We start from the raw sequence: 23,388 nt of genomic DNA on the forward strand, positions 1-23,388 counted from the left end.
GAGCACACTCGCTCAATCTCCACCCCCACAATCCCTTGATCATCAGTGCCACATTCTTTATTGCTGGCCACAGACCATGATCGATTTCTCGCCATCGCGAATCACCGTCTTATTGCTGCTGTGCGGGCTGACCGAATCGGCTACCGCGAGCGGTTTTTTCGACGATGCCAAGTCTGAAGTGCTCCTTCGCAACTTCTATCTGAGCAACGACTACCGCTCACCCTCACCCGCCGGCAAGAACTACAAACAGGAATGGGCACAAGGGTTTATCGGTACTTTCTCATCTGGATTCACACCCGGGACGGTCGGGTTTGGCATCGACGCACATGCTTTTACCGGCCTGAAACTGGACGGCGGCAGAGGCCACTCCGGTACTGGATTACTGCCGGTCGACAGTGATGGTCGCAGCGAAAACAACTATTCCAGCGCCGGTGGCGCCCTCAAATTGAAGGCATCACGCACCACCCTGGCGTTCGGCGAAATGACCGTGGAAACGCCGGTCTTCGACACCTCCGACAAACGTCTGCAACCGGAGTACGCCACGGGTTTTCTGCTCAACAGCCGGGAAATCGACAACGTCAATCTGCAGGCCGGGCATTTCACCGCGTTCAAGAATCAGGACAGTTCTTCCGGCAAAGGCGATTTTTACGGCTACGGTGCCAACACCGAACACGGCTCCATCAGCTTTCTCGGCGCAGACCTGTTCGGCGACAACCCGTTGGGCGGTGCGCTGTACGCGTCTGAATTGACGGACACTTGGCATCAGTACTACGGCAATCTGCACTTCAAGCAGTCGGGCGTGTTCCTCGACGCCAACCTCTATCACACCCGCGACACAGGCAAGGCGCTGGCCGGTGAAATCGACAACACGGCATTCAGCCTGTCCGGCAAATACACCTTCGGCCCACACGCCGTGATGTTCGGCTGGCAGCGGATCAATGGCGACACACCGTTCGATTTCGTCGGCGGCGATTCGATCTACCTCGCCAACTCGATCAAATACGCTGACTTCAACGGTGCCGGTGAACGTTCCTGGCAGGCACGCTACGACCTTGACCTGGGCGCGTTCGGCATCCCCGGCCTCAACTTCATGACCCGCTACGTTTCCGGCAGCCACATCGACGGCACACACGCTCCCAGAGGCGGCGCGTACAACCCGTTCGATGCTGAAAGCGATGAATATCAGCCGCAGCAAGGTGATGGTGGCAAGCATTGGGAGCGCGACATTGATTTGAAGTACATCGTCCAGTCGGGTGCCGCGAAGGACTTGTCGGTGCAAGTTTCACATGTTTCGCACCGGGCCAATGAAGCGCAGGCGGGGGATGACATTGACCGGATTTATGTAGTGATTCAGTACCCGTTGGGATTCTAGAAACAGCCTGCCTCCGTTTGATTGCTAGCCAAGTGCCATTGCTTCTTTTAATCTTCGGCCCCGCAAATAAGCACTGAGTCAGGACGCGCGTTAACCCGATGAAAATCAAAAATATCTGGCTGTCGGCCATCCGCACGCTGAACACGCCCGATGAGGCGGTGGAAGCGGATGATCTCTTGGATCACCTGTTCGCGTTGTGGCGCAATGAACCGATCACGCTGGGCGACATCAACATTTTCATTGGGGAAAACGGTTCGGGAAAATCCACTGTCATCGATATGGTCAGGGCCCTCAAACACCCTGAAGTACTGGCCTCCCTGCCCCGCGAAAACCCTCCCCGACAAATTTTGCCCGGCGCCAGTGTTGAGTTTGATAACGGGGACTGCTGGTCCTACCTCTTTTCCGGATCTACGATCGACGACACCCTTGACGGTGTCGAGAACGTCGCCTGCTCGCAGGTACTGTTTTCGCCCACTGAACAACCTCGGGGGCGGTCCGGCGACCTGCACAAACATGCACTGTTTTCTCCGTTACCGCGATTTTTCACGTATGAAAACATTCATTACCGCAGTGGAATGACCCTTGAAGAGTCGTTTACCGAAGCAGCCGTCGCCGAACTGAACAGGAGCAAGCCGTTCCTTTGCGGCCTCGATACTGAACGCAATGGGGGGTTTGGCCATAAGCCGTTGGATGATGGCACCTTCCAGTTGGGCGAGGACGGGCGCTTGATGGTCTGGATCAAGGATGATCCTCTGATGCCTAATCAGTTGCCAGCCAGTTGGCTGCCCTCCGGCTGGAAGGCCTACGCCTTGATGGCCGCGTGGCTGCGCAATTGCCCGGAGCATTCAATTTGCCTGCTGGAGGAACCGGAGACCCATCTGCATCCGAAGATGCTCAGGTTTGTCATCGACTCGTTGATTGCAATTGCCGACAAGCGTAAACAGCAACTGCTGATCAGCACCCATTCGGCAACGGTGATCAACGTTGCGGCAAAGGACAGGCTGACGCTATTCCAGACGTGTGGCAGCCACATAAAAAGCAAGCCTGACCTGCGCGACATCCTCAATCGCCTGGGATATCTCGCGTCCGACATTCTGCAGGCCAATTGCATCTTGTGGGTGGAAGGTCCATCCGATCGGATTTATCTCAACCACTGGCTCAAGGGCCGCGAGCCTGCACTGATTGAAGGCCTGCATTACTCGATCATGTTCTACGGTGGCAGATTACTAAGTCATCTTACGGCGGTAGATGAGCACGAGGATGCAACGGACGATTTCATTGACCTGCAATCCCTGAATAGAAACTCGGCGATTCTGATCGACAGCGACAGATCAAGTGCGCAAGGAACCCTGCGCCTGACGAAAGTGCGTGTCATGAAGGAAATCCTGTCCAACGGCGGGGTTGCCTGGATCACCAAGGGCAGGGAAATCGAAAACTACATCTCGCCGGCTCATATAGAGGCTGTGATCAGAGACAGTCACCGTGACGTGGACTGCATCGTGTCTCAATCCATCTGGGCCAATCTCCTGGAATACAAAACCGTCAGGAAACCCGCACAAAAGTCAGTAAACAAAGCCAGAAAAAGCAAGAAACCGAAAAAGCTGGTGGCCGGTAAAGTCAAGGTAGCGGCGAAAGTAACTGACCGGTACGACCCCGATTACAGCATTCTTGACCTTGCCGAGCGCATTGACGAGTTGTGCTGTTTCATTCGCAGGTGCAACTGAGCTGAGCTGGCGCAGCCTTTCGCAATAAATGGCGGAAGGCAGCCGGAGTCGAACCTGCCCGGGAACGGATGCCGTCCCCAACCGGGTTTGAAGCCCGGCCGCGCCACCGGGCGCGATTGCCTTCCTTTGAACTCAAGTTGCGCCGGGGTTGGCCAGCGCGTTGTCGGAGCGGATCTGTCTGGCTTCGCCGATGCGCCGGGTCAGGCCGAGGCGGTCGAAGTATTCGAGGTACTGGATAGATCGCTTGCGTCCCAAGCCTAGCGCATCGCGGAAGGTTGTCACCTGGATCTGGGGATTTTCGTTGGCCAGTTGCAGCAGGATGGTGGCCATCCGTTGCAACTCTCCGTCAGTTATAAACAGATCACGCACCACTTGGTGCATCAAGCCCAACCGCGCCAGTTTGCGCAGCAGCAGACGTACGACGGCGTCGTCCTCGCCAACACCTTTGGCTAGGTCGCGCACCCACGGCGGATCGAATCCGGCCTGTTCGAACAGCGGTTGCAGTTGCTGCCACAGGGTTTCGTCTTCGGCATTCAAGCGCACCTGATGCTCCGGCAGATGCAGCCACGGCCCGCTGGCATTGATCGAGCCGGCTTCGCGCAGTTCATCCAGCAGGCTGGCGAACGTCGAACGCTCCAGCGCCAATCCACTGAAGCGCCGTAAACGATCGCGATCCGGCCCCATCTGGTCGGGTTCCAGTTCATGAAACCTCGCCAGTTGCTCAAGCAGCGTGAACTTCAACTGCCCCCAGCGCTGGAGATTGAACAGCACCGGGCCTTGGCGGGTGTCGATCAGACGGACGTTTTTCGGCAACGTCCAATCCGCGCGGAGTCTATTGAACTGGCGCTCGAGTCGCTGTGGATCGAGGCCGCCAGCGCTGTGATCAAGCAACACCGGCAGTGCCTGTTCCAGACTTTCGCTGCGCGCCAACGCCTCAAGTTGCGCCAGTCGTTCGGGGCTGCGTCGCTGGCGGGCGGGCGCGAACGGATCGAGTACCTGACCGCCGCCAAGGGTACGCTGGGCGCTGGAGTCCCGCAGGATCAACCGATCGCCCTTCACCGCCTGCACCGGCGCATTGATCAGGAGTTGCGCGAACATGCGCTCGCCGGGGTTCAGGCGCGAACCTTCAAGCAACGCGACGCGGGCGATCACGTCTTGCGTGCCGAGGTGCAGATGCACCGGGTGGAAGTGTTCAAAGGCGCGCTCGCCCGGCAACAGGTGAAATTCGATGTCGATCCGTTGCGTCGGCGCGTGCAGCCACTCGCTCAGCAGCCATTGGCCGCGATGGATCTGTTCCAGCGCCAAACGCTCGCCACTGATGTTCAAGGCTACCCGTTGCCCGGCGAACGCCTGCTCGGCCGGCTGATTCTGCGCGTGCAGGCCGCGAACCCGAACGGTTTTACCCAGAGGCCCCAAAACCAGCCTGTCCTCTACCGAAACAACCCCCGACAGCGCCGTGCCAGTGACCACGATGCCGGCCCCGGCCACGCTGAAGGCGCGGTCGATGGCCAGCCGAAATCCGCCTTCACGACTGCGCGCCTGCACTGCGCTTTGTGTTTCCAATAAAACCTGACGCAACTCATCGACACCCTGCCCGCTCACGCTTGACACGGGTACTATCGGCGCCTCGGCAAACCGCCCGGCCTCCAGCAGATCCAGAACCTGCCGCTGCACCTCTTCCACCCTGCCCGCCTCGACCCGGTCGCACTTGGTGATCGCCACCAACGCCCGGGGAATGCCGAGCAATTCGACGATCGCCAGATGCTCGCGGGTTTGCGGCATCACACCGTCATCCGCCGCGACCACCAACAAGACCAGATCAATGCCCTGCGCCCCGGCAAGCATGTTGTGGGTGAATTTTTCATGACCCGGCACGTCGATAAAACCCGTTAGTCCGGCGCCGGGTTGCAGTTCGGCATACAGATAGCCAAGGTCGATGGTCATGCCGCGTTCGCGTTCCTGCGGGCGGCGGTCGCCGGTCTGCCCGGTCAGCGCTTGCAGCAGCGACGTCTTGCCGTGGTCGATGTGCCCGGCTGTGCCGACGATCACTGGTCGACCTGCAACTGCGTCAGCTGCGCCAGCCACGCTGGCTCATCGTCGAGTTGGCGCAGATCCAGCCACAGCGCGTCGTCATCGATGCGCCCGAGCACCGGAATTGGCAACGCACGCAACGCGGCTTCCAGATTAAGCAGGAAGCGTCCGCGCAAACGCTTGGAGACTTGCGGGCGTAAACACAGCGCCGCACTCGGCAACCGCGCCACTGGTTGGCTGCCACTGCCGATCATGCCCAAGGCCTCAACTGCACTGACCTGCCAAGGTTCACCCAAGACCTCAGCCATCGCCGGTTGCAAACGAGAGGCCTGGGCGAAGATGTCTGCTTGCGGGCGAGTCAGCAGGCGCAAACTGGGCAAGCGCTCGGCGAGACGATCCGGGTCGCGATACAAACCGAGCACCGCTTCCAGCGCCGCCAAGGTCAGTTTGTCGACCCTTAACGCGCGTTTCAGCGGATTCTTTTTGATCTTCGCGATCAGCTCTTTACGACCAACAATCAATCCAGCCTGCGGCCCGCCGAGCAATTTGTCGCCGCTGAACGTGACGATATCCGCGCCATCCAGCAGCGCCTGCCGCACCGTCGGCTCCGCCGGCAAGCCCCACCGCGTCAGATCGAGCAAACTGCCGCTGCCCAGATCCTCCAGCAACGGCAAGCCATGCCGATGGGCCAACTCAGCCAGCTCTGCTGTCGGCACGCTGGCGGTAAACCCTTCGATGCTGTAGTTGCTCGCATGCACGCGCATGATCAAACCGCTGCGCGGGCTGATCGCCGCTTCGTAGTCGCGGGCATGGGTGCGATTGGTGGTGCCGACTTCGTGCAGACGCACGCCGGCGCGGGCCATGATATCGGGAATGCGGAAGGCGCCGCCGATCTCGATCAGCTCGCCACGGGAAATAATGCCTTCCTTGCGCGCCCCCAGGCTGTTAAGTGTCAGCAGCACAGCGGCGGCATTGTTGTTGACCACAGTGACGGCTTCGGCGCCGGTCAATTCGCGGATCAAGCCTTCGATCAAATCGTCACGATCGCCGCGCTTGCCGCTGGCCAGATCGAATTCCAGATTGAGCGGATAACGCGCAGCCATCTGCACGGCTTCGATGGCTTCGCCCGGCAACAAGGCGCGACCGAGATTGGTGTGCAGCACCGTGCCGGTCAGGTTGAACACTCGGCGCACGTTGCTGCGTTGCTGCTGGGCCAAGCGTTCGCCGACTCGACCCGCAAGTACTTCAGGACTGATTTCAACGGCCGACAATTGCCCGTTCAACACGTCTGAACGCAGTTCATCCAGCAACTGCCGCAAACACGCCAGCAGCGCCTCACGCCCATGACGCTCGGCCAGCGGCAGACACGCCGGGTGACGCAACAAACCATCAATGGAAGGCAACCGCAGGGCAACACTCGAAGACATCAGCCACTCCCGAAAACAGATCACAGTCGGGGCAGAGTGTAGACGCTTCGGTCATTCGTCTCCCGGCGCCAGCAACAGATTCGGGGCCAGTCGCTGAAAACCGTCTTGGGCCAGGCGCATGTCGAGCAGCAGGCTGGTGAGATCCGCCGACAGCGCTTCGCCATCGGCATCGTTCTCCAGATATAGCAATTTCAGATACGTGTTGCAGCTCGGGCAGACTTCGGCGCGCAGCGGCGCCTGATTGGCGGCGTGGCGATCGTCCTCAAGGCTCAGGTAGTCGAGGCCTTTGCTCGATTCGCAATACACGCATTTGACCCGCACCACATGCCATTCACAGGCGCACAACGAGCACACCAGATAGCGCAAGCCGTTGTGTTTGCCGCGATGACGGATAACCCCGGCCATGGCGGGCGATCCACAGGCTGGGCATTGGCTGAGGCTGTTGCCTGGCGTCAGTTGCAGGTTGGGGACGCTGAGCAGCCAATGGCTCCATGCCGCTTGCAACGCCGCGCCGAGAAACGGCACCAGGGCCGCCGGCACCAACGAATACTGACCGCTGACCAGCGCCACGGCCCAGGCACGCAGTTGCCCGGGACTGGCGCTGCGCAACGTGGTGAGCGCATCGATCACGGCGGGTTGCTCGGGCGGCGTATAGCGTTGCAGCAAAGCGTCGAGCCAGACTTGCCAGTCATCTTCGCGGATCAAGGTATCGGCAGCGAACGGCGGCAAGCCGTGCTGCTGGCACAGCTCAAGCCGTTGCTGATCGACGACTTCTGTCGCAGGTGGATCATCCAGCACTTGCTGCTGCGCCCGGCACAAACCGGCGATCAGCCGCAGGTACTCGGCCAGCGGATGCCCTTCGGCCAATTGCTCCAGACGCTCTGCGCGCAAGGTAAACAGGTTGTGCGGTGGCAGATACAGAAACGGCGGCGAACTGGCCGCCGCTTCGATTTGTCCGGGTTCGAGAATGGTTGCCAAAGGTCAGCCCTTTTTGGTGATCGGTCGCTCCGGCACGTCCGGATGACGTTCATCGCGGGTGATGTCGCGATACCAGAGTGCGTGGTGTTTTTTCGCCCAGGCGCGGCTGACCCAACCGTGCATCATCGCGTCGACCGAACCCTTGATCCACAGCCCGGCGTAGATGTGAACGATGATGCTCAGAATCAGCACAAACCCGGCCAGCGCATGCAGGAGCATGGCCCAGCGGATCGCGGTGATACCGAAAAACGCACTGAAATACGCGCGCCAGATCACCAGCCCGGTGAACAACAAAGCGAGCATGCACAGCAGTAAAGTCCAGAACAGCAGCTTTTGCCCGGCGTTGTACTTGCCCACCGCCGGCACGCTTTCTTCGTCGTTGACCAGCACCCGGTCGATGCGCCGCAGCCACTGCCGGTCGTTGGCGATGAAGAAGTTGGCACGCCAGAAATTGAACACCAGACCGAGGAACAACACGAACATCGCCACACCCATGAACGGGTGCAGAATCCGCGTCCACGGCCCGCCGCCAAACAGGTGAGTCAGCCAGAACATCGACGGATGAAACAACGCCAGCCCCGATAGCCCGGCCATGAAGAACAGAATCGCCACCAGCCAGTGATTGGTGCGCTGGTTGGCGGTATATCGCAGGATCGTCTTGTTGCTCATGGCCGGTCCTCCCCGCGTGGATCGAAGGTGTGCACCGCTGGATCGACGACATGCACCGAGGTGTCGGGGGGCGTCGGCAGGTCATCCTCTTCGACCCGGTTCGGCCCGATACGCACGTAGTGGAAGAATCCGGCCAACACCGCGGCGCCCATGGCCAGCAGACCCAGCGGTTTGCTGATGCCTTTCCATAGGCCCACCAATGGACTGATCGCCGGATCCTGCGGCAGATTGGCGTAGATTTTCGGTGTGTCGGCGTGGTGCAACACATACATCACGTGGGTGCCGCCGACGCCTGCGGGGTCGTACAAACCGGCGTTTTCAAAACCACGGCTTTTCAGATCGACGATGCGTTCGGCAGCGTGTTCCTTCATGTCTTCCTTGGTGCCGAAAACGATGGCGCCGGTCGGACAGGTTTTCACGCAGGCCGGCTCCAGCCCGACCGCGACCCGATCCGAACACAAGGTGCATTTGTAGGCCTTGTGATCCTTCTGCGAAATACGCGGAATGTTGAACGGGCAACCGGTGATGCAATAACCGCAGCCGATGCAGTGATCCTGATCGAAATCGACGATGCCGTTGGCGTGCTTGATAATCGCGCCTGGGCTCGGGCATGCCGCCAGACAACCGGGCTCGGCGCAGTGCATGCAGCCGTCCTTGCGGATCAGCCACTCAAGGTTGCCGGCGTCGGTTTCATGCTCGGTGAAGCGCATCAGCGTCCAGGTTTCTGCGCTCAAATCCTGCGGATTGTCGTAGGTGCCGTGATTGTGGCCAACCTCGTCGCGCAGCTCGTTCCATTCCGAGCACGCGACCTGGCAGGCCTTGCAGCCGATGCATTTGGTGGTGTCGATGAGTTTCGCCACCGCCTCCTGATTCCTCACCGAAGGCGGCACTGTGGTGGTGGCCGAGCGGGCAATAATGTCTTGGCTGGCCATTTAGACTTTCTCCACGTTGACCAGGAATGACTTGGATTCCGGGGTCTGTGTATTGCCATCGCCGAGGAACGGCACCAGGGTGTTGGTCAGGTAACCGTGGCGCGTCAGGCCGGTGAACCCCCAGTGCAGCGGGATGCCGATCTGATGCACGACCTGGCCGTTGACCTGCAACGGCCGGATCCTTTTCGTCACCACTGCCACCGCCTCAATGAACCCGCGTTTACAGCTGACCCGCACCTTGTCGCCGGCGGCAATGCCCTTCTCTTTCGCCAGCACTTCGCCGATCTCGACAAACTGCTCAGGCTGAGCAATCGCGTTCAACTTGCAGTGCTTGCTCCAGAAGTGGAAATGCTCGGTCAGCCGGTAACTGGTGCCGGCGTACGGGAAGTCCTTGGCTTCGCCGAGGCTTTCCCAGACCGAATCGAAGATCCGCGCCGCCGGGTTGCTGGTGGCTTTCTTGTTCTGCGGGTGCAGCGGGTTGATGCCGATCGGCGTTTCGAACGGCTCGTAGTGCTCGGGGAATGGCCCCTCGTTCATCTTGTCGACGGCGAAGAACCGCGCCACGCCTTCGGGGTTCATGATGAACGGGTTCATCCCGGCTTCAGGCGGCACGTCGGCCTTGTAGTCCGGCACGTCCGTGCCGCCCCAGGCCTTGCCGTTCCACCACACGAGACGCTTTTTCGGATCCCACGGTTTGCCTGAGACGTCCGCCGAAGCGCGGTTGTAGAGAATCCGCCGGTTGGCCGGCCACGCCCACGCCCAGCCCAGATGCTGGTGCATGCCATACGGATCGGAGTTGTCGCGCCGCGCCATCTGGTTACCGGCCTCGGTCCAACTGCCGGCGAAGATCCAGCAACCGGACGCGGTGCTGCCGTCATCCTTGAGCTGACCAAACCCGGCCAGTTGCGTGCCGCCCTTGATTGTCGCGCCGGTGGCATCGGTGATGTCAGTGGTGGCGCTGCCGTTGAGTTCCTTGGCCAGTTCTTCCGGCGAAGGTTCGTCGGGGATCTTGTACGGCCACGACAGTTTCAACAGCGGATCGGGGAACTTGCCGCCCTCGGCCTGATAACGCTTGCGCAGGCGCAGGAACAGTTCACTCATGATGCGAATGTCGGTCTGCGCTTCGCCCGGGCCATCGGCGCCTTTCCAGTGCCATTGCAACCAGCGACTGCTGTTGACCAGCGAGCCGTCCTCCTCGGCAAAACAGGTGGTCGGCAGGCGGATGACTTCGGTCTGGATCTCCTCGCTTTTAACGTCGTTGTATGGCCCGACGTTTTGCCAGAACTCCGAGGTTTCGGTGGCCAGCGGGTCCATCACCACCAGCCACTTGAGCTTGGCCAGCGCGCCCATCACCCGGTTCTTGTCCGGCAACGCGGCAATCGGGTTAAACCCCTGACACACGTAACCGTTGACCTTGCCCTGGCTCATCAGGTCGAACATTTTCAGGATGTCGTAGTTGGGGATGTCCAGTTTCGGCAGGTAGTCGTAATTCCAATTGTTCTCGACGGTGGCGTTGGCGCCGTACCAGGATTTCATCAGGCTGACGTGGAACTTGCTGTAGTTCTGCCAGTACGACAATTGCCCCGGACGCAGCGGTACTTGCGTGCGTTTATTGATGAAGGCGTTGTAGTCCTGCTCGGTGTCGGAGCCCAACGTCAGATAACCCGGCAGCGCATTGGACAGCAGGCCAAGGTCGGTCAGCCCCTGGATATTGGAGTGACCGCGCAAGGCATTGACGCCCCCGCCCGGCATGCCGACGTTGCCCAACAGCAGTTGCACCATCGCCGCACTGCGGATGATCTGCGCGCCGATGGAATGCTGCGTCCAACCGAGGGCGTAGAGAATCGTCATGGTCTTGCCCGGTGTCGAGCAGGTGGCGATTTCGTCCCAGATTTTCTGCATGGCGTCGACCGGCATGCCGCAGATCTGGCTCGCCAGTTCGATGTTGTAGCGACTGTAATGCTGCTTCATCAGTTGATAGACGCAGCGCGGATCCTGCAGGGTCGGATCGACTCTGACGAAGCCGTCCTCGCCCAACTCGTATCCCCAGCCGGACTTGTCGGTGTAGCTGCGTTTGGCTGCGTCGTAGCCACTGAAAATCCCGTCTTCGAAGCCGTAGCCGGCTTTGACGATGAACGAGACGTCGGTGTAGTTACGCACGTATTCGTGCTGGATCTTGTCCTCGGTCAGCAGGTAATTGATCAAGCCGCCCATAAAGGCGATGTCGGTGCCGGTGCGAATCGGCGCGTAATAGTCGGCCACCGAAGCAGTCCGGGTAAAACGCGGATCGACCACGATCAGCCGCGCGGCGTTGTGCGCTTTGGCCTCGGTCACCCATTTGAAGCCGCACGGATGCGCTTCTGCTGCGTTGCCACCCATTACCAGGATCAGATTCGCGTTGGCGATATCGGTCCAGGTATTGGTCATGGCACCACGGCCGTACGTCGGGGCAAGACTTGCCACCGTCGGGCCGTGTCAGACACGCGCCTGGTTATCGAACCCCAGCATGCCGAGGCTGCGAATCACCTTCTGAGTGATGTAGCCCGCTTCGTTGGACGCCGCCGAGGCCGCGAGGAATCCGCTGGAGACCCAGCGGTTCACCGTTTGCCCGTTGGCATTTTTCTCGATGAAGTTGGCGTCGCGGTCAGCCTTCATCAGGTCGGCGACGCGATCCAGCGCTTCATCCCAACTGATCCGCGTCCATTCGCTGCTGCCGGGTTTGCGCGTTTGCGGATACAGCAAGCGGCCCGGGCTGTGAATGAAATCCAGCAGGCCCGCGCCTTTTGGACACAGGGTGCCGCGATTGACTGGATGGTCGGCGTCGCCCTCGATGTGGATGATGTTTTGCGCGACGTTCTTCGAGGTATCGCCCTGGCTGTACATGATCAACCCGCAACCGACCGAGCAATACGGGCAGGTGTTGCGGGTTTCATGGGTGTGGGCAAGCTTGAAGTGACGCACCTGCTCGGCGAAGGCCTGCGTCGGGGCCATGCCCAACGCGCCCAGGCTAGAGCCTGCAAGGCCGATACCGGCGACCTTGAAGAATTGACGACGGCTGAGATCCATCGTGCACTCCTGATCAGGTGGAACCCGGTACTTGAGCCGGGTTTTTTCTGGACAATTACGGGTGCGGCAGAAAGCCTGCCGACTTTTTCACTGTAGACAAAGACCATACGATCTGTGTGAAAACCGACCGTCGGCGACAATCGGTCAAGCGCTGAGAAACCGTGGGAGCGAGCCTGCTCGCGAAGAGGCCCTGTCAGTTAAAACAAATATTGACTGACACACCGCCTTCGCGAGCAGGCTCGCTCCCACAGGTTTTGTGTGCTCCCACCTGGCCATGGGCTTAGAATGGCCGGCAGGACCAATCCCGCCTTCACGAGACCGCGCATGACTTTCGATTTTGATCAGGTATTCGACCGCCACGACACCGGCAGCACCAAGTGGAGCCGCTACCCGGCCGACGTGCTGCCCATGTGGGTCGCTGACATGGATTTCGCCGCGCCACCGGTGGTGATCGAAGCTTTGCAACAACGTTTGCTGCATCCACTGGTGGGTTACAGCGTCGCCCAGGACAACCTGCGCGAGGCCATCGTCGCCGACCTTTGGAACAAATTCGCCTGGAAGGTCAAACCGCAAGAGCTGATCTTCCTGCCGGGCGTCGAGTCGGGCTTCAACATGGCTTTGAAAGCACTGGTGCAGCCACAGCAGAACGTCGTGGTGCAGGTGCCGAATTACCCGCCGCTGCGCCACGCGCCGGGCCATTGGGGCATGAACAAGGTTGAACTGGAATTCGTCGCCCAGGCCGACGGCACTTACGCCACGCCGCTGGACGTGCTGCGTGAATCGCTGACCTGCGGTGGCGCGTTGTTGTTGAGCAACCCGCACAACCCGATCGGCAAAGTGTTCGGCCGCGAAGAGCTGCAAGCCGTGGCCGACATCTGTGTGGCGCAGGACGCCTGGATCATCTCCGACGAAATCCACGCCGAGCTGTGCTTCGACGGTCGCGTACATATTCCGACCGCGTCCCTGAGCCCGGAAATCGCCCAGCGCACCATCACCTTGATGTCGGCGAGTAAGGCGTACAACATCGCCGGTCTGAAAACCTCGTTCATGATCATCCAGGACGCCGCCCTGCGCGAACGCGTCAATCACGCCCGTTGCGGCATGGTCGACAGCGTCAACCCGCTGGGCATGGAGGCCACCCGCGTCGCTTATAGCGAAGCCGGGCCTTGGCTGGCCGAGCTGAAAACCTATCTGCAGGCCAACCGCGATTATCTGGTGGACGCGGTGCGCAGCCGTTTGCCGGGCGTGACCATCAATGTACCGCAGGGCACCTATCTGGCCTGGCTCGATTGCTCGGCCCTGGATCTGCCCAACCCGCAGCAGTTTTTCCTTGAACAGGGCAAGGTAGGCCTCAGTGCCGGTCTGGATTTTGGCGATCAAAACCAGCAGTTCGTGCGCCTGAATTTCGGCTGCCCGCGTGCGCTGCTCGAAGAAGGCATTGCGCGGATGGAGCGGGCTCTGGCCAACCGCTAACCCGCCCCCCCATGTAGGAGCTGCCGAAGGCTGCGATCTTTTGATCTTGTCTGTTAAAAACAAAATCAAAAGATCGCAGCCTTCGGCAGCTCCTACGTTGAGTCAGCGTTCACAAAAAAACCATCGCAAATCCGATCGAACTCACGGCAAACACCCCGGGTCAACCGCCCATACCTGCCATGTGACTCGGAGACTGACGATGACCGATTACCCAAAACCACCCTTCCCCGCGCAGGCGCAAACCGTTCCCGGTTCGCAACGCAAGATGGAGCCCTATCCAGACTGTGGCGAGCAGAGCTACGTCGGTTCCGGGCGGCTGGCCGGCAAGATCGCCTTGATCACCGGCGGTGACAGCGGCATCGGCCGTGCCGTGGCGATCGCTTTTGCCCGTGAAGGCGCTGACGTTGCGGTCGCTTATCTCAACGAACACGAAGACGCCAAAGAAACCGCACGCTGGGTCGAACAGGCCGGGCGCCAATGCCTGTTGCTGCCAGGCGATATCGCGCAGAAGGCCCAGTGTCAGGCGCTGGTCGATCAAACCGTTGAACGCTTTGGTCGCATCGATGTGCTGGTCAACAACGCCGCGTTCCAGATGACCCACGAAAACTTCGAAGACATCCCCGATGACGAATGGGTGATGACCTTCGATGTCAACATCACCGCCATTTTCCGGCTGTGTCAGGCAGCGATCAAACACATGCGCCCCGGCGCGTCGATCATCAACACCAGTTCGGTCAACTCGGACATGCCCAAACCGAGCCTGCTCGCCTACGCGACCACCAAGGGCGCGATTGCCAACTTCACCGGCGGCCTGGCGCAAATGCTCGGGCCGAAAGCGATCCGCGTGAACTGTGTCGCGCCAGGGCCAATCTGGACGCCGCTGATCGTCTCGACCATGCCCGATGAAGAGGTACAGAACTTCGGCGGCAACACCCCGCTCGGTCGGCCCGGCCAACCGGTGGAGGTGGCACCGATCTATGTGCTGCTGGCCTCGGACGAAGCCAGTTACATCACCGGCCAGCGCTATGGCGTGACCGGCGGTAAGCCGATGCTGTGACAGCACGCGAGAAAAACTGAACCCGCCGGCATGACGCCTCTCAATACTTTAAGAGTAACGATCAGGAGGCTGTCATGTCCGCGCCTATCACCAAACGTCTCAACCTCCTCGCCCTCGCTTGGACAGGTATCCGTCGCGACAACGCATCGTGACATTCATTGTATGGGTCGCCGTGCTCGGCGCAGTGCTGCTGACTCTGGCCCTCACCTCGTCGTACCTGCGCTGGATGCCGGTCACTACCTCGGCCGTGTGCCTTCTGCTGGGGATCGGCATTGGCCCCAGTGGCCTTGATCTGCTGAAACTGTCGGTCGATAACGCCTCGCAGTGGATGGAGCACCTGACAGAAGTCGCGGTGCTCTTTTCGCTGTTTGTCTGCGGGCTGAAACTACGTTTGCCCCTGCGCGACAAGCGCTGGCGAATCGCATTCGGCCTGGCCGGGCCGGTGATGGTGCTGACCATCGCCGGCGTATGCGCGTTGTTGCACTGGGGGTTGCAATTGCCGTGGGGGCCGTCGTTGTTGATTGGCGCAATTCTGGCGCCGACCGATCCGGTACTCGCGGCTCTGGTGCAGGTCAACGATGCGCGGGATGTCGACAGTGTGCGCTTCGGCCTGTCCGGCGAGGCAGGACTCAATGACGGCATTGCCTTCCCCTTTGTATTGCTTGGCATGTTGCTGCTGGACGGCTCCGGGCATCCCGACGAGTGGCCGAACTGGATTTTGCACAGCCTCTTGTGGGCGGTGCCGGCCGGGCTGCTGACCGGGTACTGGATGGGTCGCGGCATCGGACGCCTGACGCTGTCCATGCGCTTGCACAACGACGACAGCACCCTGAGCCCCAATGATTATCTGGCCTTGGCGCTGATCGCTCTGGCCTATGTGGTAGCTGAATCCATCGGTGGCTACGGGTTCCTGTCGGTATTCGCCGCAGGGCTTGGCTTGCGTCAGGTGGAAGTGAAGTCGACCGGCGCCAGCCAGCCGCCCGCCGAACATCTGGTGCAGCCGGTGGTCGGCCACCAGAACGTCGAGCCGCAACACGCGGTACATGGCGACACTGAGCAACTACAGAACAGCCAGGTCGCCGCCGGCATCATGATGGGCGACATGTTGTCGTTCGGCAGTCTGGTCGAACGGGCAATGGAGGTGTTTCTGGTAACGCTGCTCGGCGTGGTGCTGGTGACACATTGGGACTGGCGGGCCTTGCTGGTCGGCGGCGTGTTGTTCTGCGTGATTCGCCCGGTTTGCGTAGCGCTGATGCCATGGGGTTCGTTGCTGGAGGGACGACAGCGGTTGTTGATCGGCTGGTTCGGTATCCGCGGAATCGGCAGTCTTTTCTATTTGTTTTATGCCTTGAATCATGGCCTGAGCGACTCGGTTGCGGCGCTGTGTACCGACATCACGCTGTCTGTCGTGGCGCTTAGCATTTTGCTGCACGGGATCAGCACCCAACCGATCCTTGCTCGTTATGAACAACGCAAGCATCAAAAGCCCTAGAAAATCTTCTGCAAAAAAATGGATCTCTGCGTAAAGGTCGATGGTCACAACCATAACCCCCCGCTGGCCCGGTCCGACGGGGTCCGGCAGGTTCGGTTCCCCTGCGGCGACAAGCCTATGAAAAGGAATCCTTGAAAACTTAAGGTCACGGTCATGAAAGAATGCTCGACTCCTGCGCAAATCAAGGCTTGCAGAGCGTTGGCTCTGGAGCGCAATCGTCAATTGTTCGAAGAAGCGCAGGCGCTGAATCGGGCGGCTCATGAGTTACTCGAAACCGGGCAACTGGATGTCGAACAGTTTGAGCAATACAGGGCGTTACGCCGAAAAGCCGATGTGAAGTTTGCCGATGCAATTGAGCATCTGTGCGTGCTGAATGAAGATTTCCCACCGATTCCGATGTCGGTGCAGAACTCGCAGGGGCTGCGGCGGCAGCTTGAGACCACCGAGTGACCGAAGCGAAGAAAAAGCCCGGCTGTTGAAAACCGGGCTTTTTCTGTCCGGCACTCATCCCCCCGGATTGGTCACCTGAATAAACACCGCATAACTCCCCAACACCACCCAAAACGTCGCAAAGATCCATGGCGTGCGCACCGAGAACAGCAGCGACTTGCGATAACCCTTGTGGCTCGATTCCGTCTCGCTGAACAGCGGCGACTCGTCATAGGCCAGCCCCATTAACGGCTCGCTGAGCAGCAAATGACTCTGTTTGAAGTGCCAGTGATCGATGATGTCATACGCTGCGCGAATCCCCGGCCAGGCGTTGAGCGAGCTGAGCAGACCGAGCAGCGCCAGGAACGGTGGCACCACCAGCGTAAACAACTTGCCCCACTCCGGGTTGAGGTTGGACATGCACGATGCAAAGGCAATCACCAGAAACGACTGCGCCGCCAGATAGGCATCGGTGCGATTGGCGAGGATGCTGGTTTCGTACTGAATCTCACGGCGATAGAAATCCAGTCGTTCCTTGGGTGAGCCGAACATCTTGGCGTCATGTTCGGTCAGGGTTTCTTCAGCGGTGGGCTGAGTCAAAATGCGAGGCACGGGACGCACGCTCCGAAGCAGGAAAACGTTTAGAAGCGCTCTGCCACGGACAAGTTCAGCCGGATTCATTTCATCGACTGAGCAATGATCTCCACCAGATTCAATTGCGTGAACGGCTTGGACAGACGCGGTAATTGCGCCGAAAAACCCTCCAGACGTTCGGCGTAACCCGTGGCGAGGATGATCGGCAGATCCGGTTTGAGCAGACGCACCGCATGCGCCAGTTGCGCCCCGCTCATGTGCGGCATTGCCATGTCTGTGATCATCAGGTCAATGACCTCGCCTTGATCGAACAACGCCAGGGCCTGGGTGCCGGACGTGGCGCTGACCACGCGGTGGCCGAGGTCTTCGAGCAGCAGACTGGTGCTGGTCATTACCAGCGAGTCATCGTCCACCACCAATACGCTGAGGCGTGGCACCGCGATGGATTCGGTCGGCGGATACACAGGCTTGGCCCTTTCGCCCTCGACGGCCACGGGTATCCACAGTTCAGCCGTGGTGCCTTGCGTTTTCTCGCTCTTGAGGATAAAGCGGCCACCGAGTTGCTCGATAAAACCATAGACCATCGACAACCCCAATCCGGTGCCCTTGCCCACGCCCTTGGTGGTGAAAAATGGATCCTTGGCCATGGCCAGCGTGTGCTCATCCATCCCTTCACCAGTGTCGGTCAGGCTCAGGCAGACATATCGACCCGCCGCCAAGTCAGAATGACCGAGTTCAAACACGACTTCCGGCTGCGCCTTGATGATGACACTGCCACCCTCAGGCATGGCATCGCGGGCGTTGGTCGCCAGGTTGAGCAAGGCGAGCTCCAATTGATTGGTGTCCGCCAGTACCGGTTCAAGGTTTGCGGGAAACTGCGTCTCGATGCGAATACCCGGCCCCAGTGAGCTGCGCAACAGCCCGGTGATGCCTTGCACCAACAGTGGAATGTCGACCGATTCGGTCTTGAGTTCCTGACGGCGGGCGAACGCCAGCATGCGCTGGGTCAGCGACACACCGCGCAAAGCGCCTTGCGTGGCGTTTTCCAGCAAGCGTCTGATCTTCGCGTCGTCACCGACGCGCTTCTGAACGATCTCAAGGTTGCCGAGAATGACCGTCAGCAGATTATTGAAGTCGTGGGCAATACCGCCGCTGAGCTGACCGATGGCTTGCATCTTCTGCGCCTGGGCCAGCGCCTCGCGAGTCTTTTCCAGGGCGACTTGCGCCTCATGGGCCTCGGTGACGTCACGGGTAATCTTGGCAAACCCGAGCAACGTACCGGTTTCCCCGCGAATCGCATCGACCACCACATGCGCCAGAAACCGCGTGCCGTCCTTGCGCACGCGCCAGCTCTTGTTCTCGAAGCGACCTTCTCGTGTAGCGATCTCCAGCGCCCGCAGCGGCTCGCCGCGCTCACGATCTTCGGGGGTATAGAAAATCGAAAAATGCTGACCGATGATTTCCTCCGGCGGGTAACCCTTGATCCGCTGCGCGCCCTGATTCCAGTTACTGACTCGCCCTTCAGGGCTGAGCATGTAGATCGCATAGTCGGTGACGCCCTGCACCAGCAGGCGGAACTGTTGCTCGCTCTGCTTGAGGGTTTCTTCCGCCATCTTGCGGTCGGTCAGGTCGCGAGTGATCTTGGCGAAACCCAGGAGTTTGCCGCTCGGATCAATGATCGGATCAATGACCACGTGTGACCAGAAGTTCGTGCCGTCCTTGCGCACCCGCCAGCCCTTGCCTTCGAAGCGTCCTTCACGGATCGCCGTGTCGAGCGCCCGTTGCGGCAGGCCGGCCGCGCGATCATCAGCGGTATAGAACCGCGAAAAATGCTCGCCGAGGATTTCCGCCTCCTCGTAACCCTTGAAGCGCTTGGCGCCGGAGTTCCAACTGGTGATGATGCCGTCCGGGTCGATCATGTAGATCGCGTAGTCGACCACCGCGTCGATCAACAGCCGAAAGCGCATCTCTTCGATCGCCACGGACTTGTTCTTTTCGCTCATTACATTCACCGCACAAAGTCATGGGCAGGAGTATGCGGCAATCCGGACATTTGGGAAGCGACCGGTTCATGCTGGATGGCCCACCAACGCGGCAACAGTTGTTTGATCCGGCTCTCGGCGAAGCGATCGTCGATCAGCATCACCACGCCGCGATCCTCGCGGGTGCGGATAACGCGCCCTGCGGCCTGCACCACTTTCTGCACGCCGGGGAACAGATAGGTGTAGTCGTAACCGGCACCGAAGATCGCCGCCATCCGCCGTTTCAACTGTTCATTGACCGGGTTGAGCTGCGCCAGCCCCAGCGTGGCGATGAAGGCGCCGATCAACCGCGCGCCGGGTAAATCGATGCCCTCACCGAAGGCGCCGCCCAATACGGCAAAGCCGACGCCCTGGCTATCGGCGGTGAACTGATCGAGAAAGGCCTGCCGCGCGCCCTCGACCATGCCGCGCGATTGCTGCCACAGGGTGATGTGCGGATGCCGCTCGGCCAACAAGGTCGCCACCTGTTGCAGGTAATCGAAACTGCTGAAGAACGCCAGATAATTGCCCGGCCGTTCACTGAACTGACGGGCGATCAGTTCAACGATGGGAGCCAGAGACGCCTGCCGATGATTGAATCGCGTGGAGATGCGGCTGACGATCTGCACCTGTAATTGCTCGGCGCTGAACGGCGACTCGACGTCGATCCACACGGTGTCGGCCGGCGTGCCGAGCAAGTCGGCGTAATAGTTGCGCGGGCTGAGCGTGGCGGAAAACAGTACGCTGCTACGCGCAGATTTCAGGCGCGGACCAATAAATGCCGCGGGCACCACGTTGCGCAGGCACAGCTGAGACAGCGGACGTTTGCGGTCGAGGTCGCGTTTACTGATGTCGAACAGGTAATGCTCGTCGTACAGCTCCGCCACCCGGCCAAATTGCAGCAGGTCGAAGTAGAAGTTCTGCAAGCCACTGTCCAGCCCTTGCGGATGATCATTGAGGTAATCGCCGATGGCTGAGCAACACAGGGAAATCGCCTGAAGCAGTTTTTCCGGGGCTTTATCGTAGGCCTGATACGCCGCCCGTTGCGGCGCATGCAGCGCATTCCATTCGCGGTTGACCCGTTGCAGGGACTTTTTCAGCGCTTCGGGGGCGGTTTTGCGCACACCGCCCAGCGTCGCCTGATCAAGGCTGGCGCTGTACATCTGCCGGCCGCGCTCGACCAGGTTGTGCGCCTCGTCCGCCAACACCCCGACCTTCCACTGATTGAGCTGCGCCAGACCGTACAGCAGCGCGCTGAAATCAAAGTAATAGTTGTAATCGGCGATCACCACATCAGCCCAACGTGCCATTTCCTGGCTCAGGTAATACGGACACACCGTATGCTGCGCGGCGACTTCGCGCATCGCGGCCTGATCGAGCAGCTTGATGCGACTGGCCGCTTCCCGGGCGGCGGGCAGACGATCATAGAAGCCTTGGGCCAAGGGGCAGGATTCACCGTGGCAGGCCTTGTCCGGGTGTTCACAGGCCTTGTCCCGGGCGACCATTTCCAATACTCGCAGCGGCAAGGTCTCGGATTGATCGAACAACACCTGACTGGCATCCAGCGCCAGTTTGCGCCCGGGCGTCTTGGCGGTCAGAAAGAACACCTTGTCCAGTTGCTGCGGCGCCAGCGCCTTGAGCATCGGGAACAGCGTGCCGAGGGTTTTGCCGATGCCGGTTGGCGCCTGCGCCATCAGACAACGGCCGGTACTCACCGCTTTGAACACCGATTCGGCCAGATGCCGTTGGCCGGGACGAAAGTCCGGATGAGGAAAGGCCAGATGCTGCGCGGCCAGATTGCGGGCGTCGCGGTGGGCCATTTCCTGCTCGGCCCAATAAAGGAACAAGCTGCATTGCTGCTCGAAAAAGACCTGCAAGGCCTCGGCGCTGAAGGCTTCGACCAGGCAGGTTTCCTTCTCGCTGACGATGTCGAAATACACCAGCGCCACGTTGATCTGCGCAAGATCGAGTTTGCGACACATCAGCCAGCCGTAGACCTTCGCTTGCGCCCAGTGCAACTGGCGGTGATTGGGCGGTTGCTTGCTCAGGTCGCCGCGATAGGTTTTGACTTCTTCCAGGCAGTTCTGCGCCGGATCGTAGCCGTCCGCCCTGCCCTTGACCTTCAACTGGCGAAACTCACCTTCGAGCGCCACTTCGCTCTGGTACTGGTCATTGCGCCGCGAGGCCACTGTGCGATGGCCGGCAATGCCCTCCAGCGCCGTGGGTGATGGGGTGAAACGCAGGTCGAGGTCGCCGGTCTTGGCAGTGAACTCGCACAGCGCCCGCACCGCAATGCTGTAGCTCAAGCGCTATGCTCCGCCCATTGCACGTAACACACGGCCACTGGCATCTGGTGCTCGTGACAGAACTCCAGCCAGCGCAGTTGATTGTCCTGCAAACGGTCGCCCGGGCCTTTGACTTCGATCATCCGGTAGGTTTTGTGCTGTGGCCAGAACTGGATCAGGTCCGGCATCCCGGCGCGGTTGGCCTTGATGTCGAGCAGCAAACGGTTGAACCAGTGTTTGAGGTGTTCGGCGGGCAGGCAGGCCAGCGCTTGCTCAAGCAGCGCTTCATTCAAGGCGCCCCAGAACACGAACGGCGACTGCACGCCCCACTTGGCGACAAACCGCGCGCGGATGGTGTCGGCATAACGGCCGTCATCGAGTTCGGCGAGGCAAGCGTCGAACAGATCGGCACGGCGCTGCTGGAAATCTTCATTGAGCAGATCCACCGGGCCACGCTGGAACGGGTGAAAAAACGCCCCCGGCAGCGGCGCAAAAATTGCCGGCCAGCACAACAGACCGAACAATGAGTTGATCAGGCTGTTTTCCACGTAATGCACCGGGCCGTCGTCGTCATGCAGATGCGCCTGCACGTAAAACTCCACCGACAGCGCCGGATCAGTGCGCGGCAAGTGCAGATCGAGACGTTCTACCGGTCGAGGCGCCAGCCGTTTGAGTGGCGGGCCACCGAGCTTGCGGCGCAGTCGCGGCACCATGCGCTGCAAGCCTTGCTGCTCGGTGGCGCTTTGCGGTGCCTGCTCGGCGAGCGTGGCGATTTCCAGCGCCAAAGCGTATTCACTGCAACGCTCAAGGACGCGGATCATCCGCAATCGGGCGCCGGGATAGGCGCAATTGCGGTAAATGTTCAGGGCCAGGGCGAACTCGGTGATGCGCTCACAGTACTGACCGATCTGGAAAAGTACCTTGTTGCGCCGACGCTGCAGCCACGGGTTGTCGAAGTGCAAGGCACTGACTTGCTCGACAATGGTTTCCAGCGGTTCGCCAGCTTCGAAACGTAATTGGCAGTTGTGCAGAAACAGGCAGGCGTCGACGTCCTCACGGCTGCGCAAGCCTCGGGAATCGCCGCTGAACTCGACTTTCTCGTAGGTGAAGATGCCGAGGTCAGCCAGCACGAACTCGGACCAATCCTGATACAGGTTGCCGAAGAACATCAGGCGCAAGCGATCGCAAAGGTCCATGATGGCCAGGCTGAACAATCGATCTGCAAGCGCCGGTGCCCATTCGCGCAAACTGCGCGGTTCGGCGAATTGCTCGGCAAGCATCGGCAGCCAGTCGTCCTTGCGCCCCTTGGGTTGTTCGATAACGTCGGCGAAGGCTTGCAGAATTTCGGCCTTGAGCAATACGTCGAAGAGTTCGGCAATCGCCAGTGGGGCGTGTTCGTCGATCCAGCCCTGATCCAGCAATGGCTGCGCCGCGTGGGCGATATCGCCGATTTCCACATAGTTGAGCTTGCTCGCGCGAAAATGCACACCCTTGCGCATCACCATTCGCACCAGCAAGCCCTGCGAGGCTTTGGGCAACGCTTTGAAATCGTGAATAAATGCCAGCTCGTGTTCGCTCATCAAATCGGCGTAGCGAAGCTCAAGCCAATCAAGCACTTGCCGGAAGTTGTTGAGGTAATAGAACGGATCATCGAGGGGATTGGCAGTCACGGGGATTCAGGGCCATGGCGAGCGAGTACTGGTTATGCGTACAGATAACAGCTCTGCCCGCCCCGGCGCAAACGGAAAAAGATCAATGGCATTTTTTCACCGGCCTATCGAACTTTTTCCGGCGCTATGGCACCAACCGCGTTAGAACACCGACAATGCTCGGTATCA

16 protein-coding genes and 1 tRNA gene are annotated in these 23,388 nt (G+C 60.0%); 6 read left to right on the forward strand and 11 right to left on the reverse strand.

Annotated elements, in window-relative coordinates:
* Positions 1–76: 76 nt before the first annotated feature.
* Complete coding sequence (locus ACA074_RS14345) at positions 77–1,372, forward strand: OprD family porin (protein ID WP_497677187.1); 1,296 nt, start codon at positions 77–79, stop codon at positions 1,370–1,372.
* A gap of 98 nt (positions 1,373–1,470) precedes the next feature.
* On the forward strand, positions 1,471–3,096 hold the full coding sequence (locus ACA074_RS14350) for an ATP-dependent nuclease (protein ID WP_497677188.1): 1,626 nt from the start codon (positions 1,471–1,473) through the stop codon (positions 3,094–3,096).
* Positions 3,097–3,125: 29 nt separating this feature from the next.
* Here ACA074_RS14350 and ACA074_RS14355 read toward each other — a convergent pair.
* From ACA074_RS14355 to fdnG, 7 genes are all read right to left on the reverse strand, one after another.
* Positions 3,126–3,221: transfer RNA gene (locus ACA074_RS14355), tRNA-Sec, on the reverse strand.
* 7 nt (positions 3,222–3,228) lie between these two features.
* On the reverse strand, positions 3,229–5,145 hold the full coding sequence (gene selB, locus ACA074_RS14360; protein WP_497679329.1) for a selenocysteine-specific translation elongation factor: 1,917 nt from the start codon (positions 5,143–5,145) through the stop codon (positions 3,229–3,231).
* Complete coding sequence (gene selA / locus ACA074_RS14365; RefSeq protein WP_497677189.1) at positions 5,142–6,554, reverse strand: L-seryl-tRNA(Sec) selenium transferase; 1,413 nt, start codon at positions 6,552–6,554, stop codon at positions 5,142–5,144. Before selA ends, selB begins: the two co-directional genes overlap by 4 nt.
* 51 nt (positions 6,555–6,605) lie before the next feature.
* The gene (fdhE, locus tag ACA074_RS14370) at positions 6,606–7,532 is read right to left on the reverse strand and encodes a formate dehydrogenase accessory protein FdhE (RefSeq protein WP_497677190.1); all 927 of its coding nucleotides are present in this window, start codon (positions 7,530–7,532) and stop codon (positions 6,606–6,608) included.
* Between the two features lie 3 nt (positions 7,533–7,535).
* Positions 7,536–8,201: a formate dehydrogenase subunit gamma gene (locus ACA074_RS14375; protein WP_497677191.1), complete on the reverse strand. Its 666-nt coding sequence runs from the start codon at positions 8,199–8,201 to the stop codon at positions 7,536–7,538.
* Positions 8,198–9,133, reverse strand: a complete 936-nt coding sequence (gene fdxH / locus ACA074_RS14380; protein ID WP_187681316.1) for a formate dehydrogenase subunit beta — start codon at positions 9,131–9,133, stop codon at positions 8,198–8,200. Before fdxH ends, ACA074_RS14375 begins: the two co-directional genes overlap by 4 nt.
* Positions 9,134–12,199 carry a formate dehydrogenase-N subunit alpha gene (gene fdnG, locus ACA074_RS14385; RefSeq protein ID WP_497677192.1) on the reverse strand — a complete coding sequence of 1,022 codons (3,066 nt, stop codon included), beginning with the start codon at positions 12,197–12,199 and terminating at the stop codon, positions 9,134–9,136.
* A 324-nt stretch (positions 12,200–12,523) separates the two neighbouring features.
* On the opposite strand from fdnG, the gene ACA074_RS14390 reads away from it, so the two are divergent.
* The 4 genes from ACA074_RS14390 to ACA074_RS14405 all read left to right on the forward strand — a co-directional run bounded on the left by ACA074_RS14390 (position 12,524) and on the right by ACA074_RS14405 (position 16,671).
* Positions 12,524–13,672, forward strand: a complete 1,149-nt coding sequence (locus ACA074_RS14390) for a MalY/PatB family protein (RefSeq protein ID WP_497677193.1) — start codon at positions 12,524–12,526, stop codon at positions 13,670–13,672.
* Positions 13,673–13,871: 199 nt separating this feature from the next.
* Positions 13,872–14,729: a glucose 1-dehydrogenase gene (locus ACA074_RS14395; protein ID WP_187681347.1), complete on the forward strand. Its 858-nt coding sequence runs from the start codon at positions 13,872–13,874 to the stop codon at positions 14,727–14,729.
* Positions 14,730–14,877: 148 nt separating this feature from the next.
* Entirely contained in the window at positions 14,878–16,221 is a 1,344-nt protein-coding gene (locus ACA074_RS14400) for a cation:proton antiporter (protein ID WP_497614041.1), read from the forward strand.
* A gap of 153 nt (positions 16,222–16,374) precedes the next feature.
* The gene (locus ACA074_RS14405) at positions 16,375–16,671 is read left to right on the forward strand and encodes a hypothetical protein (RefSeq protein WP_497614043.1); all 297 of its coding nucleotides are present in this window, start codon (positions 16,375–16,377) and stop codon (positions 16,669–16,671) included.
* Positions 16,672–16,725: 54 nt separating this feature from the next.
* On the opposite strand, the gene ACA074_RS14410 is transcribed toward ACA074_RS14405, so the two are convergent.
* From ACA074_RS14410 to ACA074_RS14425, 4 genes are all read right to left on the reverse strand, one after another.
* Complete coding sequence (locus tag ACA074_RS14410; protein WP_187681350.1) at positions 16,726–17,262, reverse strand: hypothetical protein; 537 nt, start codon at positions 17,260–17,262, stop codon at positions 16,726–16,728.
* A gap of 65 nt (positions 17,263–17,327) precedes the next feature.
* Positions 17,328–19,247 carry a hybrid sensor histidine kinase/response regulator gene (locus ACA074_RS14415; protein ID WP_497677194.1) on the reverse strand — a complete coding sequence of 640 codons (1,920 nt, stop codon included), beginning with the start codon at positions 19,245–19,247 and terminating at the stop codon, positions 17,328–17,330.
* A 5-nt stretch (positions 19,248–19,252) separates the two neighbouring features.
* Complete coding sequence (locus ACA074_RS14420; RefSeq protein ID WP_497677195.1) at positions 19,253–21,571, reverse strand: ATP-dependent DNA helicase; 2,319 nt, start codon at positions 21,569–21,571, stop codon at positions 19,253–19,255.
* On the reverse strand, positions 21,568–23,220 hold the full coding sequence (locus ACA074_RS14425; RefSeq protein WP_497677196.1) for a VRR-NUC domain-containing protein: 1,653 nt from the start codon (positions 23,218–23,220) through the stop codon (positions 21,568–21,570). Before ACA074_RS14425 ends, ACA074_RS14420 begins: the two co-directional genes overlap by 4 nt.
* Positions 23,221–23,388: the final 168 nt, after the last annotated feature.

The organism is Pseudomonas sp. LBUM1655 (assembly GCF_059716085.1).

What these genes read in the sequence shown, in the direction of transcription:
- ACA074_RS14345 (WP_497677187.1), top strand. Translation starts at nt 77, where the DNA reads ATGATCGATTTCTCGCCATCGCGAATCACCGTCTTATTGCTGCTGTGC.
- ACA074_RS14350 (WP_497677188.1), top strand. Translation starts at nt 1,471, where the DNA reads ATGAAAATCAAAAATATCTGGCTGTCGGCCATCCGCACGCTGAACACG.
- selA (WP_497677189.1), bottom strand. Translation starts at nt 6,554, where the DNA reads ATGTCTTCGAGTGTTGCCCTGCGGTTGCCTTCCATTGATGGTTTGTTG.
- ACA074_RS14375 (WP_497677191.1), bottom strand. Translation starts at nt 8,201, where the DNA reads ATGAGCAACAAGACGATCCTGCGATATACCGCCAACCAGCGCACCAAT.
- fdxH (WP_187681316.1), bottom strand. Translation starts at nt 9,133, where the DNA reads ATGGCCAGCCAAGACATTATTGCCCGCTCGGCCACCACCACAGTGCCG.
- ACA074_RS14390 (WP_497677193.1), top strand. Translation starts at nt 12,524, where the DNA reads ATGACTTTCGATTTTGATCAGGTATTCGACCGCCACGACACCGGCAGC.
- ACA074_RS14395 (WP_187681347.1), top strand. Translation starts at nt 13,872, where the DNA reads ATGACCGATTACCCAAAACCACCCTTCCCCGCGCAGGCGCAAACCGTT.
- ACA074_RS14405 (WP_497614043.1), top strand. Translation starts at nt 16,375, where the DNA reads ATGAAAGAATGCTCGACTCCTGCGCAAATCAAGGCTTGCAGAGCGTTG.
- ACA074_RS14415 (WP_497677194.1), bottom strand. Translation starts at nt 19,247, where the DNA reads ATGAGCGAAAAGAACAAGTCCGTGGCGATCGAAGAGATGCGCTTTCGG.